General features: G+C 72.0%; 14 protein-coding genes and 2 tRNA genes. 6 read left to right on the forward strand and 10 right to left on the reverse strand.

The features are described 5' to 3' along the window. Window positions 1-19: 19 nt before the first annotated feature. From ATL40_RS08610 to ATL40_RS08620, 3 genes are all read right to left on the reverse strand, one after another. Window positions 20-961: an ABC transporter permease gene (locus ATL40_RS08610; protein ID WP_098469188.1), complete on the reverse strand. Its 942-nt coding sequence runs from the start codon at window positions 959-961 to the stop codon at window positions 20-22. Then, window positions 962-2,608 (reverse strand): TIGR04028 family ABC transporter substrate-binding protein, encoded by a 1,647-nt coding sequence (locus ATL40_RS08615; protein WP_098469189.1) that lies wholly within the window; start codon window positions 2,606-2,608, stop codon window positions 962-964. Window positions 2,609-2,813: 205 nt separating this feature from the next. Then, window positions 2,814-4,892 carry an MMPL family transporter gene (locus tag ATL40_RS08620; protein WP_245866906.1) on the reverse strand — a complete coding sequence of 693 codons (2,079 nt, stop codon included), beginning with the start codon at window positions 4,890-4,892 and terminating at the stop codon, window positions 2,814-2,816. Window positions 4,893-4,951: 59 nt separating this feature from the next. On the opposite strand from ATL40_RS08620, the gene ATL40_RS08625 reads away from it, so the two are divergent. Then, a complete protein-coding gene (locus tag ATL40_RS08625) occupies window positions 4,952-5,467 on the forward strand; it encodes a MarR family winged helix-turn-helix transcriptional regulator (protein WP_098469190.1) in 516 nt (171 codons plus the stop codon). Window positions 5,468-5,477: 10 nt separating this feature from the next. Here the strand turns inward: ATL40_RS08625 and ATL40_RS08630 are convergent, their stop codons facing one another. Next, window positions 5,478-5,816, reverse strand: coding sequence for a type II toxin-antitoxin system PemK/MazF family toxin (locus ATL40_RS08630; RefSeq protein ID WP_098469191.1), 339 nt, complete (start codon window positions 5,814-5,816; stop codon window positions 5,478-5,480). Between the two features lie 12 nt (window positions 5,817-5,828). Next, complete coding sequence (locus tag ATL40_RS08635) at window positions 5,829-6,074, reverse strand: DNA mismatch repair protein MutS (protein ID WP_098469192.1); 246 nt, start codon at window positions 6,072-6,074, stop codon at window positions 5,829-5,831. A gap of 113 nt (window positions 6,075-6,187) precedes the next feature. On the opposite strand from ATL40_RS08635, the gene ATL40_RS08640 reads away from it, so the two are divergent. From ATL40_RS08640 to ATL40_RS08650, 3 genes are read left to right on the forward strand one after another with little or no spacing between them, the layout of a single operon-like run. Then, a complete protein-coding gene (locus ATL40_RS08640) occupies window positions 6,188-7,132 on the forward strand; it encodes an ABC transporter ATP-binding protein (RefSeq protein WP_098469193.1) in 945 nt (314 codons plus the stop codon). After that, window positions 7,129-8,277, forward strand: a complete 1,149-nt coding sequence (locus ATL40_RS08645; RefSeq protein WP_098469194.1) for an ABC transporter permease — start codon at window positions 7,129-7,131, stop codon at window positions 8,275-8,277. Before ATL40_RS08640 ends, ATL40_RS08645 begins: the two co-directional genes overlap by 4 nt. A gap of 50 nt (window positions 8,278-8,327) precedes the next feature. After that, a complete protein-coding gene (locus tag ATL40_RS08650) occupies window positions 8,328-9,176 on the forward strand; it encodes an LLM class flavin-dependent oxidoreductase (RefSeq protein ID WP_098470382.1) in 849 nt (282 codons plus the stop codon). Between the two features lie 37 nt (window positions 9,177-9,213). Here the strand turns inward: ATL40_RS08650 and ATL40_RS08655 are convergent, their stop codons facing one another. The 3 genes from ATL40_RS08655 to leuC form a co-directional block, all read right to left on the reverse strand. Beyond that, entirely contained in the window at window positions 9,214-11,247 is a 2,034-nt protein-coding gene (locus ATL40_RS08655) for an acyltransferase family protein (RefSeq protein ID WP_169925918.1), read from the reverse strand. Window positions 11,248-11,386: 139 nt separating this feature from the next. Beyond that, window positions 11,387-12,025: a 3-isopropylmalate dehydratase small subunit gene (gene leuD, locus ATL40_RS08660; RefSeq protein WP_098469196.1), complete on the reverse strand. Its 639-nt coding sequence runs from the start codon at window positions 12,023-12,025 to the stop codon at window positions 11,387-11,389. 29 nt (window positions 12,026-12,054) lie between these two features. Beyond that, window positions 12,055-13,536 carry a 3-isopropylmalate dehydratase large subunit gene (leuC, locus tag ATL40_RS08665; protein WP_098469197.1) on the reverse strand — a complete coding sequence of 494 codons (1,482 nt, stop codon included), beginning with the start codon at window positions 13,534-13,536 and terminating at the stop codon, window positions 12,055-12,057. A gap of 136 nt (window positions 13,537-13,672) precedes the next feature. Here leuC and ATL40_RS08670 point away from each other — a divergent pair, with 136 nt between their 5' ends. Further along, the gene (locus ATL40_RS08670; RefSeq protein WP_098469198.1) at window positions 13,673-14,392 is read left to right on the forward strand and encodes an IclR family transcriptional regulator; all 720 of its coding nucleotides are present in this window, start codon (window positions 13,673-13,675) and stop codon (window positions 14,390-14,392) included. A 342-nt stretch (window positions 14,393-14,734) separates the two neighbouring features. Here the strand turns inward: ATL40_RS08670 and ATL40_RS08675 are convergent. Next, window positions 14,735-14,807: transfer RNA gene (locus ATL40_RS08675), tRNA-Glu, on the reverse strand. 91 nt (window positions 14,808-14,898) lie between these two features. Beyond that, window positions 14,899-14,970 (reverse strand) — tRNA-Gln (locus tag ATL40_RS08680). 194 nt (window positions 14,971-15,164) lie between these two features. Here ATL40_RS08680 and ATL40_RS08685 point away from each other — a divergent pair. Further along, on the forward strand, window positions 15,165-16,223 hold the full coding sequence (locus ATL40_RS08685) for a PrsW family glutamic-type intramembrane protease (RefSeq protein WP_098469199.1): 1,059 nt from the start codon (window positions 15,165-15,167) through the stop codon (window positions 16,221-16,223). The last annotated feature ends 36 nt before the right edge of the window (window positions 16,224-16,259 follow it).

Consider the following 16,259-nt stretch of genomic DNA (forward strand, 5'->3'; position numbering starts at 1 on the left):
GTCGGTCCTCCGGCGGCAATCACGCGGCAACCCGGCGGCGCAGCCGGGGGTCGATGGCGGGGGCCAGCAGGTCGACCACCAGGTTCACCACCACGAACGCGGCGGCGGCGACCACCACGATCGCCATGAGCACGGGGGTGTCCTGGGTGGCGAGGGCATCGGCGGTGAGGCGGCCGATGCCGAAGCGGGCGAAGACGGTCTCGGTGACCACCGCTCCCCCGATGAGTTCGCCGAGCAGCACCCCGGCGATGGTGAGGGCGGGCAGGGCGGCGTTGCGCAGGATCGCGTGGATCAGCACCCAGCCCTGCCCGGCGCCCTTGGAGCGCACGACGGCGACGAACGGCTGTGCGGCGACATCGTCCATGGCCCGCACCAGTACCTGCGCGATCGGGGCGCTGATCGGGATGGCGAGGGTGAGCACCGGCAGGATCAGTGCCTCCACGGGGCCGGGGCGGATCACCGAGATCCACCCGAGCCGGAAGGAGAACACCTGGATGAGCACGATGCCGAGCCAGAAGACCGGCACGGAGACGAACAGGGAGGGCAGGCCGCGTAGGAAACCCGCGAGGCGGCCCGAGGGGCTGAGGATCGCGCCGAAGGCGAGCAGCGAGGCGAGGATCAGCGCCGCGAGGAAGCCCAGCCCCGCGAGCAGGAAGGTGGAGGGCAGCGCGGCCCCGAGCAGCGTGGTGATCGCGGCACCGGAGGCCACGGAGTACCCGAAGTCACCGCGCAGCGCCGCCGTCAGCGTGCTCCAGTACTGCTGCAGCAGCGGTGTCTCGGTGCCGTAGGCGGCCCGGACCTCGGCGATCTGCGCCTCGGTGAGCCCGAGCTCGGGGTCCTCGAAGCGGATCATCACGGCGTCCCCGGGCAGGGCCTGCAGCATCAGGAACGCGACGGTGAAGGCGGCGAGGAGCACGCCGGCCGCGGTGGCGATGCGGCCGGCGAGGTAGCCCCACTCCACTTAGTTCTCCAGCCAGGTGTCGTAGAAGACCGGGCGGGCGATGGAGTCCCAACCGAAGCCCTGCACGTAGGGCTGGGCGCCGTAGACCTGCGGCTCCTCGAACAGTGGCACCACGTAGGCCTGCTCGACCAGGTAGCGCTGCGCCTCCTCGGTGGCCGCCAGTCGCTCCTCCTCATCCGCGGTGGAGGCCACGGCGTCCAGCAGCGCGTCCAGTTCCGCGTCCTGCGACAGCAGCGCGTCGCGGTTGGCGGAGTGGAACTGGCTCTTGATGACGTCCAGGTCGGTGCGCCCCACCATCGAGTGGTAGGCCTGCACCTGGTCGGCGTCCAGGATCGCCTCGGCGTAGGTGCCGGAGTCGGCGGCGAGGATCTGCAGGTCCACGCCGATCTCGGCGAGCTGCTGGGAGATCAGGGTGAGGGTGTCGCGCGACAGCGGCTGCGGGGCGGCCTCGTTGACCACGAGCTCCAGGCGCTGACCGTCCTTCACGCGGATCCCGTCGTCACCGGGCTCCCACCCCGCGCCGTCCAGCAGCTCGGCGGCCGCCTCGGGGTCGTAGGCCAGGTCGTCGGAGAGGTCCACGTAGCCGAGCGCGGTGCTGGAGAGCACGCCGGTGGCGGCCGGGTAGTTCTCGGTGAACACGGTGTCCACCACCTCCTGCGCATCCACACCCGCCACGATGGCGCGGCGCACGTCGATGTCGGAGAGGATCTCGTTGCTCGGCCGCAGCGAGAGGCTGTTGTTCACGCCCTGGGTCTGCGGGGCGAACAGCTGCAGCCCGGCGGCCTCCACCTGCTCCTCGTCGTAGGCCTGCACGTAGCGGATCACGTCGGCCTGCCCGGAGGTCAGGGCACCGACGCGCACGCTGTCCTCCGGGGTGACCACGAGCCGCACGCCGTCGAGGTAGGCCCGGCCCTGGTGCTCGGACTCCTGCGGCGCCCAGTCGTAGTCCTCCCGGGCCTCCAGCAGGATCTCGGTGCCGACCGTCTCCTCGGCGATCACGAACGGACCGGAGCCGATGACCTCGGTGGCGTTCCCGGGGGCGAAGAAGTCGGCGTCGCCCTCGAGGGTCTCCGGGGAGAGCAGCCCGGCGCCGTTGGCGCTCGTGGCCTGCAGGAACCCGGGAGAGGGGGCGGAGAAGGTGAAGGTGACCTGCTCGCCGTCGACCTGCGATCCCACGTAGTTGTTGATCTGCTCGGAGACGGGGAAGCCCTTGGCGGCGTCCCCGAGGCCGTAGGCGTCGATGTTCGCGGCCACCGCCTCGGCGTCCAGCGGGGTGCCGTCGGAGAAGGTGACGCCCTCGCGGATGGTGAAGGTGTAGGACGTGGCGTCCTCGTTCACCTCCCACGCGCTGGCCACCCAGGGCGAGAACTCCAGGGTCTCGGGGTCCTGGTAGACGAGGCGGTCGGTGATGTTCGCGATGAGCGCGCCGTTGGGGTAGAAGCCCGACTGCGGCGGGTAGAGCGTGGTGTAGGGCTGGTACTCCAGGTACAGCAGCTCCCCGCCGGTCCGGGCATCGCCGGCCGCCTCGGCGCTCGCGGCGCCGTCGGAGGAGGCGCCAGCGTCGCTGCCACCACAGGCCGCGAGCAGGGCGGTCGCGGCCACGGCGGCTGCGGTGGTGATCAGTGCTCGGGGGGTTCGGCGTGTCATCAAGGGGCTCCTTGCCGTCTCGTGTGGTGACGACCCGACGGTAGGTCGGTTGTCACTTCACTTGCTGAGACAACTGAAAACGCCCACATCGTGGACAACGCGCGAGGAGGGCCGCCGTCGGTCTCCGACGGCGGCCCTCGATCGCCCTGCTCGTGGCCACGCGGCCTCGTGGCCACGCGGCCTCGCGGCCACGCGGCCGCAGGCCTCAGGCGGCGGTGACGGTCTGCACCGTCTTGCGCGGCCACCAGAAGGCGTCGCCGAGCACGAGCGCCAGCGCCGGCACGAGCATGGTGCGCACCAGCAGGGTGTCCAGCAGCACGCCGATGCACACCACCACGCCGAGCTGGGCGAGCACCACCAGAGGCAGCACACCCAGGGTGGCGAACACGGCCGCGAGCAGGATGCCGGCGCTGGTGATCACGCCACCGGTGGCGCCCAGGGCGCGCAGCATGCCGTCGCGCGTGCCGTACCCGACGGCCTCCTCCCGCGCCCGCGTGACGAGGAAGATGTTGTAGTCCACGCCGAGCGCCACGAGGAACAGGAACGCGTACAGGGGCACCGTCTCGGCGAGCCCCTCGAAACCGAGCACCCCGGTGAACAGCCACCAGGAGACCCCGAGGCTGGCGAAGTAGGTGCCCACCACGGTCGCCACCAGCAGGATGGGTGCCACGATCGCGCGCAGCAGGGCCGCGAGGGAGACCAGCACCAGCACGAGGATGAGCGGCACGATGAGGAAGCGGTCGCGGTTGGCGGCATCGGTGGCGTCGCGGGTCTCGGCCTCGGGTCCGGAGACGTAGGTCTCCTCGTACCCTGCGGTGACCTCGCGCAGCCCGTCGATCGCCGCCACCGCCTCGGGTGACCCCTCGGCGCCGGTGAGCACCACCTGCACCTGGGAGACCCCGTTCCCGGAGGCCGAAGGCATCACGGAGGCCACGCCGTCGACCTGCTCGATCTCGCCTGCGAGCGCCTCGGCGTCCCCCGTCGTGGTCACCAGCGTGGGGCTGGCGGTGCCGGCCGGGTAGGACTCGGCGATCCGCTCGGCCGCGGTGATCGCCTCGGGCGTGGACAGGAACTGGTCGGAGGTGTCCAGGCCGAGCTTGATCCCGGCGTTCCCGACGGCGAAGGCGGCCAGGAGCACCACCACACCGCTGCCCACGATGACCGGGCGCTTGGCCACGACCCCGCCGATGCGGCGCCACACGGAGGGCGCCTCGGCTGCCGTGATGTCGCCGACCCGGGGGCGCTTGGGCCAGAAGATGCCGCGCGGGAACAGCACGAGCACGCTCGGCAGGCACACGAGCACGTAGAACGCCGCCACCGTCACCCCGACGGCGCAGGCGAGCCCGAGCCCGCGGGTGGTGGGGGTGAGGGAGAGCAACAGGGTCAGCACACCGGCCACCACGGTGCCGGCCGAGAGCAGCACGGGCTCGGCGGTGCGGCGGGCCGCGACCCGCATCGCCTCGTAGCGGTTGTCGTAGATCTTCAGCTCGTCCCGGTAGCGCGAGATGAGCAGCAGGGCGTAGTTCGTGCCCGCTCCGAACACGAGCACGGACAGGATGCCGATCGTGGACTCGTTCCACGGGATGTCGAACGCCTTCAGCACCCAGGTGGCGCTCACGGCGGCGGCCTGATCGGCCACGCCGACCACGAGCAGCGGCAGGATCCACAGCACCGGCGAGCGGTAGGTGATGATCAGCAGCACCGCGACCACGCTCGCGGTGACGGCCAGGAGGCGGAAGTTCGCCCCCTCGAACACCGAGGCGAGGTCGGCCTCCACCCCGGCGGGGCCGGTGACCTGGGCGGTCACGCCGTCGGGAGTGTCCTCCTCGAGGTTCGCGCGCAGCTCGGTGACCTGCTCGCTGACCTCGCTGGCGCTGGCGGAGTCGATCGAGAGGATGCCGAGGGCGGCGGTGCCGTCCTCGGAGGGGATCAGCACCGGCTCGCCCTCGCTGTAGGAGCCCATGAGGGCGCCGAGTTCGCCGATCTGGGCCTGGTCGAGCTCGCCCTCGTCGGCCGCGAAGACGATGACGGCGCTGGAGCCGTCACTCTCGGGGAGTTCCTGCGCCAGGGCGATGCCCTCGGTGGAGTCCATGCCGGCCGGCAGTTGGTCCAGCGGGGTGCGCTCCCAGGTGGCCTGACCGAGGCCGCCGATGAGGCCGAGACCGACCAGCAGGGGGACCACCGCCACGATCCAGGCGGTCCGGGGAGCGAGGGCGAAGGCCTGCCACCCACGCGTGGGCGCATCCTGCGCCTCGGATTGGTGGTCCTGCGACGTGTCGATCACCGGATCCTCCTCATGTCGGGTATTATCTCAGCATCCTAGTCACTAAGTAGGTGAACTATATGACGGAACCGGTCGAGGATGCGAACCCGGCACGCAACGCCTCGCCCGGCGCGCAGCGCTGGCACGAGTCCGAGTCCCTCACGCTCCTGCGTGAGGTGATGGGCGTAGCTCGAGAGATGACGCACGCCCTCGCGGCGCGCGTGAACGTGAGCGAGCTGGAGTTCCAGGCGCTCGAGCACCTGCAGCGCTCCCCCATCGGCCCCGCGGAGATCGCGCGCCTGCTGGACGTCTCCACGGCCGCCTCCACCGGCATCGTGGATCGCCTCGTGGCCAAGGGACATGCGGAGCGCCAGCCACACCCGCAGGACCGGCGCCGCACCCGCGTGGTCGTCACGCCCTCGGCTCAGGCCGAGGTCAGGGCCCACATGGGCCCGATGTTCCAGCGGCTGGCCGCGATGGACGCCGCGCTGTCGCAGGAGGACCGCGCCGTGGTGGTGCGCTATCTGCGCGGGGCGCTGGACGCCGTCGCGGCGGTCATGGAGGCCGAGCCCGACTCCGAGGAAGAGACCGGCTAGCGGCGAGGCGTCAACCCTCGAGGAAGTAGCCCAGCCAGCGGCGCACCTGCGCCAGGCAACTCGGGGCGACGAGACCGGCCGACCGGCTCACCCTCGACCTGGCCATCGTGCGCAGTTGCTCGGTCATCACCCAGGAGGGCCGACCGAGACTGCCCCCTCGCACCGGGACATGGTTGGGCCACCCGCGATCAACGCTCGTCACCGGAACGACCATGACCAACGTCGTGACCACCTGGAGGTAGGCGGGCGAAGCGACGACGAGGACGGGACGCCGTCCGCCCTGCTCTCGCCCGAGCACGGGGTCGAGCTCGGCCCAGACGAGGGCACCCGGAACCAGGTCGTCCGCCACGGTCGAGCGCCGCTACCGCGAGCCGCCGTCCAGGTCCTCGGCCTCCACCCGCTCCCAGATCGCCGTCTCGCGTGCATACTCCTCCATCACCTCCGGAGGGGTCGCCGCAATCGCCGCAGCCAGGTTCGCCATGCTCTCGTCCCGATCGGCGCGATCCGCCAGCGCCGCAAGATGCCCACCCAGAGTCAGTCCCGCGCGAGCCGCTTGGCCCTTGAGCCGGTCCCGGAGTTCGTTGCTCACCTTGATGGTGGTGGTCATACTTTGAGTATACCGACCGCGTTGCCGCCGGTGGGCTCGACCTCCACAGGACCCGCAAGATTCCCGACCGTGGGATGCACGTCTCCTGGACGTCGCGGGTCTAGCGTGTTGCCATGAGCAACGGTGCGCCCGCCCTGGAGGCGGTCTCCCTGCGTCGCTCCTTCCGCAGTTTCGTCGCGGTGGACGACGCCAGCCTGACCCTCGAGGCGGGCAAGGTCACGGCCCTGATCGGACCCAACGGCGCGGGGAAGACCACGCTGATGCTGATGCTCGCGGGGCTGCTGCGCCCCGATGCGGGCTCGATCCGGGTGCGCGGCCACGACCCCGTCACTCAGGGCGCCCTCGCCAGGCGCGAACTGGGGTGGATGCCGGACGCCTTCGGGATGTGGGACTCCCTCACCGCCACGGAGGTGCTCACCACGATGGCCGCGGCCTACCGGTTGCCGAAGGCTGCCGGGGCCGCACGCGCCGCGCAGCTCCTGGAGCAGGTGGGCCTCACCGCTTTCGCCCACACCCAGGCGCACGTGCTCTCCCGCGGTCAGAAGCAGCGCCTGGGGTTGGCGCGGGCGCTCGTGCACTCCCCCAGCGTGCTGCTGTTGGACGAACCGACCTCCGGGATGGACCCCGGCGCCCGCATCGAGGCGCGCACCATGCTGCGCGACCTCGCCGCCTCCGGCGTCGCGATCCTCGTCTCCTCCCACATCCTGGTGGAGTTGGAGGGGATGGTCGACGACGCGGTCTTCCTCTCCCAGGGCCGCACCACCGCGCCCCCCGAGATCCGCACCGACATCCAGCCCTGGCGCCTGGTGTGCCTGGACGGCGACGCCTTCGCCACCTGGGCGGCGAGCATGGGCCTCCCGATCCACCCCGACCCCGCGCCCGGGGCCGGCGGTGTACCGGAGGGGGGCTGCGCCGTCGGGCTCCACCTCGCTGACCAGGCGCAGGCCGCCACCGTGTTGCGGGACGCCATCACCGCCGGGCTGCCGATCGCGGCCCTCGCGCCCGCGCCCCGCGGCCTGGAGCACACCTACCTCGAGATGCAGCTGGAGACGCGATGACCACCACCTCACCGGCCACCGCCGGCACGCCCTCCACGCCGCCGCCCCCCGGGCGCGGACCCTCTGGGCACGGCATCCGCACCGTGACGGCCCTCGACCTGCGCCAGCGGGTCCGCTCCACACGCTGGCAGGCGGCGCTGGCGGTCTGGTTCGTGATCGTCGGGGTCATCACCTGGCTGGTGACCGCGGCCGCCGGGTGGGTCACCGGCGAGGGCGGCTTCACCGAGGCGCAGGAGGCCGCCGGGCGCACCGTGTTCGGGTTGATCCTCATGTTCGTGCTGCTGCTGGGCCTGCTGATCACGCCGACCATGTCGGCCTCCTCGATCAACGGCGATCGGCAGAACGGCACGCTGGCGATCCTGCAGGCGACCACGCTGAGCTCCTGGGACCTCACCCTGGGGAAGCTGCTGGCGGCCTGGGCCACGAGCCTGGCGTTCCTCGCGATCTCGCTGCCATTCCTCGCCTTCGGGCTCTCGCGCGGCGGCACGTCCGTGGGCGCCGGTGTGGTGGCCATCGGGATCGTCGCGCTGATCCTCCTGGTGGTCTGTGGGATCGGGCTGGGCTGCAGCGCCCTGACCTCCCGCCCCGCGGGCTCGGCGGTGCTGACCTATCTCATCGTGGCGGGCCTCGCGATCGGCACCCCGATCGCCTTCGGCCTCTCGGCGGTTTTCGTCGGCACCGAGGAGGAGGTGCGGGTGCGCGACTTCCCCGAGGAGTTCTGGGAGACCTACGACTGGAACGAAGGCGACCCGGATGCCTCCGACATGCAGGAGTGTGTGTGGCGAACCGAGACCCAGCCTGTGCAGCACCTCGAGCGCACCGCGTGGTTGCTGGGGTTGAACCCGTTCGTGATCGTCGCGGATGCCGCCACCATCGGGCAGAGCGTGAGCTCGGCCGCCCCCGACCCGCTGAGCGGGTTGAGCTACCTGGTCCGCGCCGCCCAGCAGCCGCCGCAGACCGAGTTCGACTACTGCGAGGGCTATGGCGTCATGCTCTACGAGCCGGAGGAGATCGACCCAGGTGCGCCGATCTGGCCCTGGGGCATGGGGGCGCTGCTGGTGCTCGGCGCCGCCGGCACCTGGGCCGCGCAGCGCCGCCTGCGCACCCCGGCGGGCGTGCTGCCGAAGGGCGTGCGGATCGCCTGAGCCGCCGCCGTGAGAGGTCGATGTCGGTGGGCACCGCTAGCGTGCCGACCATGAGATACGGATTCGTGGGATCCTTCGGCACCGTCGCCGAGCAGGTGGCGCTCGCGCGCGAGGTGGAGGCCGCGGGCTGGGACGGCTACTTCACGTGGGACGCCATCTCCCTGGGCACCGATGCCACCTGGGACCCGTTCGCGCTGCTGGGCGCGGTGGCCGCGAGTACCGAGCGCATCACGCTCGGGGCGCTGGTCTTCGCCGTCCCTCGCCGCAGCCCCTGGGAACTGGCGCGCCAGGCACTGACGGTGGATCACCTCTCCGGCGGCCGCCTGGTGCTGCCCATGGGCGTGGGCGTGACCGAGGACCGCGCGGTCGCCGGCGTGAGCGGTCGGGGCGCCACGCCGCACGGCCTGCGTGAGCGCGCCGCCCTCCTGGACGAGACCCTGGCGATCCTCGACGCCGCCGCCGGCGGCGAGCCGTTCAGCCATGCCGGGGAGCACTACCAGGTGCAGGACATGTTGATCGCGCCGCGACCGGTGGCCCGGCCCCGGGTGCCGATCTGGCCGGTCGGGGTGTGGCCGGCGCCGAAGTCGATGGCGCGCGCCGCCCGCTGGGACGGGATCGTGGTGCAGTTGCGGGGCGAGCGGGCCATGGAGGAGCCCACGCCCGACGACGTGGCGGCCCTGGTCGCGCACCTCACCGAGGTGCGGGGCGGCCCGGAGGCGATGGCCGGGTTCGAGGTGGTGCTGCAGGGGCAGTTCGCCGAGCAGCCCGATGCCGCGGAGCGGGCCGCCGCCTACGAGGCGGCGGGCGCCACCTGGTGGATCGACGGCCGCTGGCAGGGGCCGGACGCCCAGCCGGATCGGCAGCGTGCGCTGGTGGCGTCCGGGCCGCCGCGAACGTAGCGGGGTCCGCGGGCGGACCCGATGAGCACCGCGACGCTCAGGGCTGGATCGCCTCCCAGATCAGGTCGGCGTACTGGTCGGTCCCGGTGCCCTCCCGCGGGTGGAAGTGGTCCTCGTAGAACCACTCCGGGTGCGCATCGGACAGCGCGAACCAGTCGATGAGGTGGGCATTGCCGTACTCCGGCACGATCTGCGCGAGACGCTCGTTGTCCTCCGCCTCGTAGACGATCGGGCTGCGCACCGTGACCAGGAAGACCCGGCGGTCCGGCAGCCCCTCGATCAGGCGGCGCAGGTCGCGTTCGCCGATCGGCCCGTTCGTCCCCCCGTGCACCACCACCGTGTGTCCCAGGGTGCCGGCGTCGCGGCTGGCGAACACCGCGTTGACCACGTCCGCGAACTGGCGTCCCACCTCCCAATCGACCGAGGCGACGCCCCGCTCGATGAGTTCCGGGGCCGCGATACCGGCCACCGAGTCCCCGACCACGCTGACCGTGCCGAGTTGCTCGGCGGGCTCCTGCGCGGACTCTGTGCTTGCTTCGGGGCTGCGCTCGACTGTGGGTTCCGGGCTGGGCTCGGCGGTGGGTTCCGGGCTGGGCTCCGGGCTCGGCCGGGCGCTGGCGGTCGACTCGGCCTCCCCCGCCGCCTCGGCCGGGGACGCCTGCTCCTGGCCGGGCTGCGCCGTCGGACCACCCGGGGCCGCGGCCGCGGTGACGACCCCGGAACCCGCCGCCAGCCGCTCGTTGCTCTCCAGCGCCGTCGCCCGGTCGGGTGTGAGCGCCAGCCCGGCGGCGAGGGCCACGCCGAGGACCGTGGCCGAGGCCACCGCGATCGTCGTCCCCCGCGCCGCCGGTGCGAGGGCCCCCGAGGTGCGCACCGCCGTCCACCAGCGGCCCAGCGCGCCCCGGCGGATCGGCGTCTCCACGTAGCGCCAGGAGGCCTCCGCGAGCAGGCCGGTGGCCAGCAGTTGCACGGCGATCACCGCCGGGAGCGGCCAGAACACATCGATGCCGGGTCGGGTGAGCATGAGCACCGGCCAGTGCCACAGGTAGATCCCGTAGGAGCGGGTGCCGATCCAGCGCAGCGGCTGGCGTTCCAGTATCCGGCCGACGGCGGACCCGGGGTGGACCACCGTGGTCACCAGGGCGAGGCACACCAAGGCGATGGCGGCATAGCCGCCCAGGTACAGAGCACGGGAGGAGTCCTGCACGAGGAATGCCAGCAGAAGGAAGGCCGCGAGAGCGACCACGGCCACGACGTCGCTGGTGCGAGCCGAACGGCGCGCCCGCTCCCCGGTGTGCAGCCAGGGGCGCCACACGCAGGCGGCAGCGGCACCCAGCACGATCGGGAACAGGTGGGTATCGGTCCCCACGTAGACGCGGGTCGGGTCGGTCCCCGGCACTCCGGAGGCGAACGAGATCAGCACCATCAGCACCGCGGAGACGCCTGCGGTGATCAACAGCGCCTTGCCGAGCGTGCGTCGTCCCCAGCGCAGCGCCACCCAGGCGAGCAGCGGCGCCACGAGGTAGAACTGCATCTCGACCGCGAGGGTCCACAGGTGACGCAGCAGCGAGGGCCGCTCCGAGGCATCGAAGTAGGACTGGGACGCGAGGATCTGGAACCAGTTGGAGACGTACGCGATCGCCGCCGGGATCGCGCCGCGCAGGTGGTCCAGCTGCTCACGCAGGAGCAGCTGGGCGGCCGCGACGGCGGCCAGTACAAGGTACAGCGCCGGCAGCAGTCGCCGCGCGCGCCGCAGGTAGAAGGTGCCGACCGCGAACCGGCCCGTGCGGGTGACCTCCACCAGGATGAGGGTGGTGATGAGGTAGCCCGAGATGACGAAGAAGAGGTCGACGCCCAGGAACCCCCCGGTCAGGCCGAGGATCTCCGCGTGATAGCCGAACACCGCGAGGACCGCGAGGGCACGCAGTCCGTCGAGACCCTGCAGGTGCGGGGCACCCGCATGAGGGCGCACCGAGTCCGAGTCGGGGCGCGGGAGGACCCCCGGGGCGCTGACGTCGCTCGGGGGGCCTCCCGCCGTCCGGCTGCCCGGACGACTGGAGAGTGACGTCACGGCCAAAGTGTTCCACGCGTTGACGCGGATTCAAGCAAGCACGCGCCGAGGGAACGGCGAGATCCCGCCGTCTGTGCGCCGTCGCGGTGCGCACGCAAGCGGTGGCGGGGTCGACGACCCCGCCACCGCCCGGTCCGGGCTACTCCCCCGAGCGGGCCGCCACGATCGGCTGCGTCGGCAGGTGCTTGGCCGGCAGGGTCTTGGGCCGCCAGGAGTCGCGGGTGGCCTCGAAGGCGGTGATGTCCTCCTCGTGCTGCAGGGTGAGGCTGATGTCGTCCAGCCCCTCCATGAGGCGCCAGCGGGTGTAGTCGTCGATCTCGAACGGCACGGTCACCTCGCCGCCCGTCACGGTGCGGCTGGCCAGGTCCACCGTGAGCTCCATGCCCGGGTTGGCCTCGAGGATCTTCCACAGCAGCTCGATGTCCTGCTGCGCCACCACGCCCGCGACCAGGCCCTGCTTACCGGAGTTGCCGCGGAAGATGTCCGCGAACCGGGAGGCGAGGACCACCCGGAAGCCGTAGTCCTTCAGCGCCCACACCGCGTGCTCGCGGGAGGAACCGGTGCCGAAGTCCGGGCCGGCCACCAGCACCGAGCCGTTGCGGTAGGCGTCCTGGTTCAGCACGAACGTCTCGTTGCCGCGCCAGGCGGCGAACAGGGCGTCCTCGAAGCCGGTCCTGGTGACCCGCTTGAGGTACACGGCCGGGATGATCTGGTCGGTGTCCACGTTGCTGCGGCGCAGCGGGACGCCGATGCCGGTGTGGGTGACGATCTTCTCCATGATTGCTTTCCTCCCGTGCTACCGGCGGATCAGACCTGCACCAGCAGGTTCGGGTCGAGGGGGCTCAGCGGGGAGCCGTCGAAGGTGGTGAGGTCCACGTCCTCACCGAGGTCCAGGTCGGACAGCGAGGACAGGGTGCCGCGGATCGCGGTGGCGGCGGCCACCAGCGGGGAGACCAGGTGGGTGCGGCCACCCTTGCCCTGACGTCCCTCGAAGTTGCGGTTGGACGTGGACGCGGCGCGTTCCCCCGGCTGCAGCTGGTCGGGGTTCATCCCCAGGCACATCGAGCAGCCGGCGTTGCGCCACTCGGCCCCGAAGTCGGTGAAGATCTCGTCCAGGCCCTCGGCCTCGGCCTGCAGACGCACCCGGGCGGAGGCCGGCACGACCAGCACGCGCACGTCGTCGGCCTTCTTGCGGCCCTTGATGACCTTGGCGATGGAGCGCAGGTCCTCGATGCGGCCGTTGGTGCACGAGCCCATGAAGACCGTGTCGACCTTCACCTCGCGCAGCGGCTGCCCGGGCTCCAGGCCCATGTACTCCAGGGCGCGCTCGGCGGCCACCCGCTCACCCTCGTCGGCGATCTCCTCCGGCACGGGCACGTTCGCCGAGATCGGCAGGCCCTGGCCGGGGTTGGTGCCCCAGGTGACGAACGGCTCCAGGTCGCTCGCGCTCAGTTCCACTTCGACGTCGAAGGTGGCGTCCTCATCGGTGACCAGCGTCTTCCAGTACTCCACCGCGGCGTCCCAGTCCTCGCCCTCGGGGGCGTGCGGGCGGCCCTGCACGTAGTCGAAGGTGGTCTGGTCCGGGGCGATCATGCCGGCGCGGGCGCCCGCCTCGATGGACATGTTGCAGATCGTCATGCGGGCCTCCATCGAGAGCTTCTCGATGGCCTCACCGCGGTACTCCAGCACGTAGCCGGCGCCGCCGCCGGTACCGATCTTGGCGATGATCGCCAGGATGATGTCCTTGCTGGTGGTGCCCGGGGGCAGGTCGCCGACGACGTTGATCGCCATGGTCTTGAACGGCTTCAGCGGGAGGGTCTGCGTGGCCAGGACGTGCTCGACCTCGCTGGTCCCGATCCCGAACGCCAGACCACCGAAGGCGCCGTGCGTGGAGGTGTGGGAGTCGCCGCACACCACGGTCATCCCCGGCATCGTCAGCCCGAGCTGCGGGCCGACCTGGTGCACGATCCCCTGGTCGGCGTCGCCCAGGGAGTGGATGCGGATGCCGAACTCGGCGGCGTTGTTGCGCAGCGTCTGGATCTGCGTGCGGGAGGTGAGGTCCGCGATCGGCAGGTCGATGTCCAGCGTGGGGGTGTTGTGGTCCTCGGTGGCCATCGTGAGGTCCGGGCGGCGCACCGGGCGGCCGGCGAGACGCAGGCCCTCGAAGGCCTGCGGGCTGGTCACCTCGTGGCAGAGGTGAAGGTCGATGTAGAGCAGGTCGGGCGCGCCGTCCTCACCGCGCCGCACCACGTGCGCGTCCCACACCTTCTCCGCCAGGGTCTTGCCCATATCGCCACCTTCGTCCGGTTCTGGATCGAGCACGCGGCGGGGTGTGCCCACGCGCCCGGTTGTTGCCGTCTCATTGTCGCGGCACCGGCGCTGCGACGAACTTGCGTCTCATGAGATGAGATGACAATATCGAGGCATGGACACTTCTGGGGTTGGCGTTCTCGACAAGGCCGCGACGGTGCTCGGCGCGCTGGAGTCCGGTCCCGCTACGCTCGCGCAGTTGGTCGCCTCCACCCATCTTGCGCGCCCGACGGCGCACCGGCTCGCGGTGGCGCTGGAGCACCACCGCCTGGTGGCGCGCGACCTGCAGGGCCGGTTCGTGCTCGGCCCGCGCCTGGCCGAACTCGCGGCCGCCGCCGGCGAGGACCGTCTGCTGGCCGCCGCCGGCCCCGTGCTCGCCGCGCTGCGCGACCACACCGGTGAGAGCGCCCAACTCTTCCGCCGCCAGGGCGATCAGCGCATCTGTGTGGCCGCGGCCGAGCGGCCCGTGGGCCTGCGCGACTCGATCCCCGTGGGGGCGCAGCTCTCGATGCTCGGCGGCAGCGCCGCGCAGGTGCTGCTGGCCTGGGAGGAGCCGGACCGACTGCACCGCGGGCTGCACGGGGCGAAGTTCACCGCCACGGTGCTGTCCGGGGTGCGACGGCGCGGCTGGGCCCAGTCGGTGGCCGAACGTGAGCCGGGGGTCACCTCGGTCTCCGCGCCGGTCCGCGGGCCCTCGGGGCGCATCGTGGCCGCGGTGTCCATCTCGGGCCCGATCGAGCGGATGACCAAGCAGCCCGGGCGCCTGCACGCCGCGGCCGTGGTCTCGGCCGCGAACCGTCTCTCGGACGTGCTGCGCCGCGCCGACGCCAGCTGAGGTCGGCACCACCCGCGAACCCCTGGCACCACCCGCGAGCGTCGTCGATACGCGCGAGATGGTCCGCCGGGCGTCGTCTCTCGCGCGCTTCGTCGTCTCTCGTGTGCGGGGGCGCGGCCCTCGCGCGTGCGCGAGCCCAGGCACCACCCGCTAGCCCCCGCACCACCCGCGAGCCCTGGCACCACCCGCGAGCGTCGTCGATACGCGCGAGATGGTCCGCCGGGCGTCGTCTCTCGCGCGCTTCGTCGTCTCTCGTGCGTGAGGGGGCGGCCCGCGCGTGTGGGGGCGCACCCCGGAAATGACGAAGCCCCCGCTCGCGATGCGAGCGGGGGCTTCCAACTGTGACCCCAGCGGGATTCGAACCCGCGTTACCGCCGTGAGAGGGCGGCGTACTAGGCCGCTATACGATGGGGCCGTTGTCACGCTGTCATGCTGTCCGGTTTCCCGGGCCTCGGAGAGCCTACATGATCTTCGCCGTGATGCGAAATCCGCGACTTTCCGCTGCGCTGGGGTACCAGGACTCGAACCTAGACTAACTGAACCAGAATCAGTCGTGCTGCCAATTACACCATACCCCAAGGGGGTATCAGGGCCGGTTTCCCGGTCCATCAACCGTCGCAGGACTCTACCTGGTCCGAGCCGATGCTCCAAACCGGCCCCTGCGCCGGTCCGCGGAACGCGACGCAGATCACACCGCATCGCTCGGGCGGGCCCCCAACACGCCGCCACGCCACCCCTGCGGACACGCGACGGCGCCCCCTAGCCTGGGAGCATGACGGCCCCCCACGGAGCGCACCGCGCGGCAGCTCCCACGCAGACTCCCCCGCCCGGCACCTACCCCAGCGGCCACGCCGGGTTCGCCCGCGAATGGACGGGGGCGCTGTGGTCCGGGCCCAAGCTGCCGGAGCCGAGCGCGCCGGAGCTCCACTCGCCGCGCTCCCTCGGTGCCACCATGCGCCGCGCTCCGTTCTGGATCGCTGTGGGCGGCCTGCTCATCGGCGCGGTCCTCGCCTGGGTCGGCGGGTCCACGGGAAGCACCCCGAACGAGGTGGTGCTCGGGGTGGCCGGCCTCTTCGCCGTCGGCGGCCCGATCGTGGCCCTCGTGCTCGGCACCGCGCGTCGGCTGCGCATCGAGGCCTCCGTACCGCGCGTGGCCACGTGGTGGGGCCTGGCCGCGGGCGTCATCGCCGTGGGCGTGGCGCTCGGCCTGGAGTCGGCGTTCCGCGCGCTCGTCGGATCCGCGAGCGAGCCCGGGTACCTGTTCGCGGGGCCGGCGGAGGAGTTCGCGAAGCTGCTCGTGCCGCTGATCCTGCTCGCCGTGGGCCTGCCGTGGATCCGCGATCCTCGCGCCGGTGTGTGGGTCGTGGTGCTGGCAGGCGCGGTGTTCGGGATCTTCGAGGGCATCGAGTTCGCCGTCGGTTCTGGCCTGCACCAGGACAAGGTGCTGGGCGATGTCGACCTCTCGGGCTTGTCGGAGTCCACCCGCCACGCCCTGCTCACGTTCGCGGGCACCATGGGCCGCGCGTGGGTGGAGCTGCTGCACGTCATGATCACCGCGGGCGCTGCGAGCGTGATCTGGCTGAACCTCGCCCGCGGCACCAGGAAGGCTGCGGGCCTGATCATCGGGATGTGGCTGGCCGCCGCCGCCCTGCACTCCTTCAACGACGGCGTGCTCACCCTGCTGCCGGGTGCGGGCCCGCAGTTCGCCTCGATCGTGTTCATCGTGGCGCTCTACACCCTCTGGTACCGGCCGCTGGTGCGGCGCCTGGTGCCGCCGGACGCGCTGGCCGCGGTGCCGACGCGGTGGATCCCGCCCCTGCCGCGCGGCTGAGGTTCCCCGGCATTTCCCGCGCACCCACCGGCGGCG

It is taken from the genome of Serinibacter salmoneus (assembly GCF_002563925.1).
Classification (GTDB): Bacteria; Actinomycetota; Actinomycetes; order Actinomycetales; family Beutenbergiaceae; genus Serinibacter; species Serinibacter salmoneus.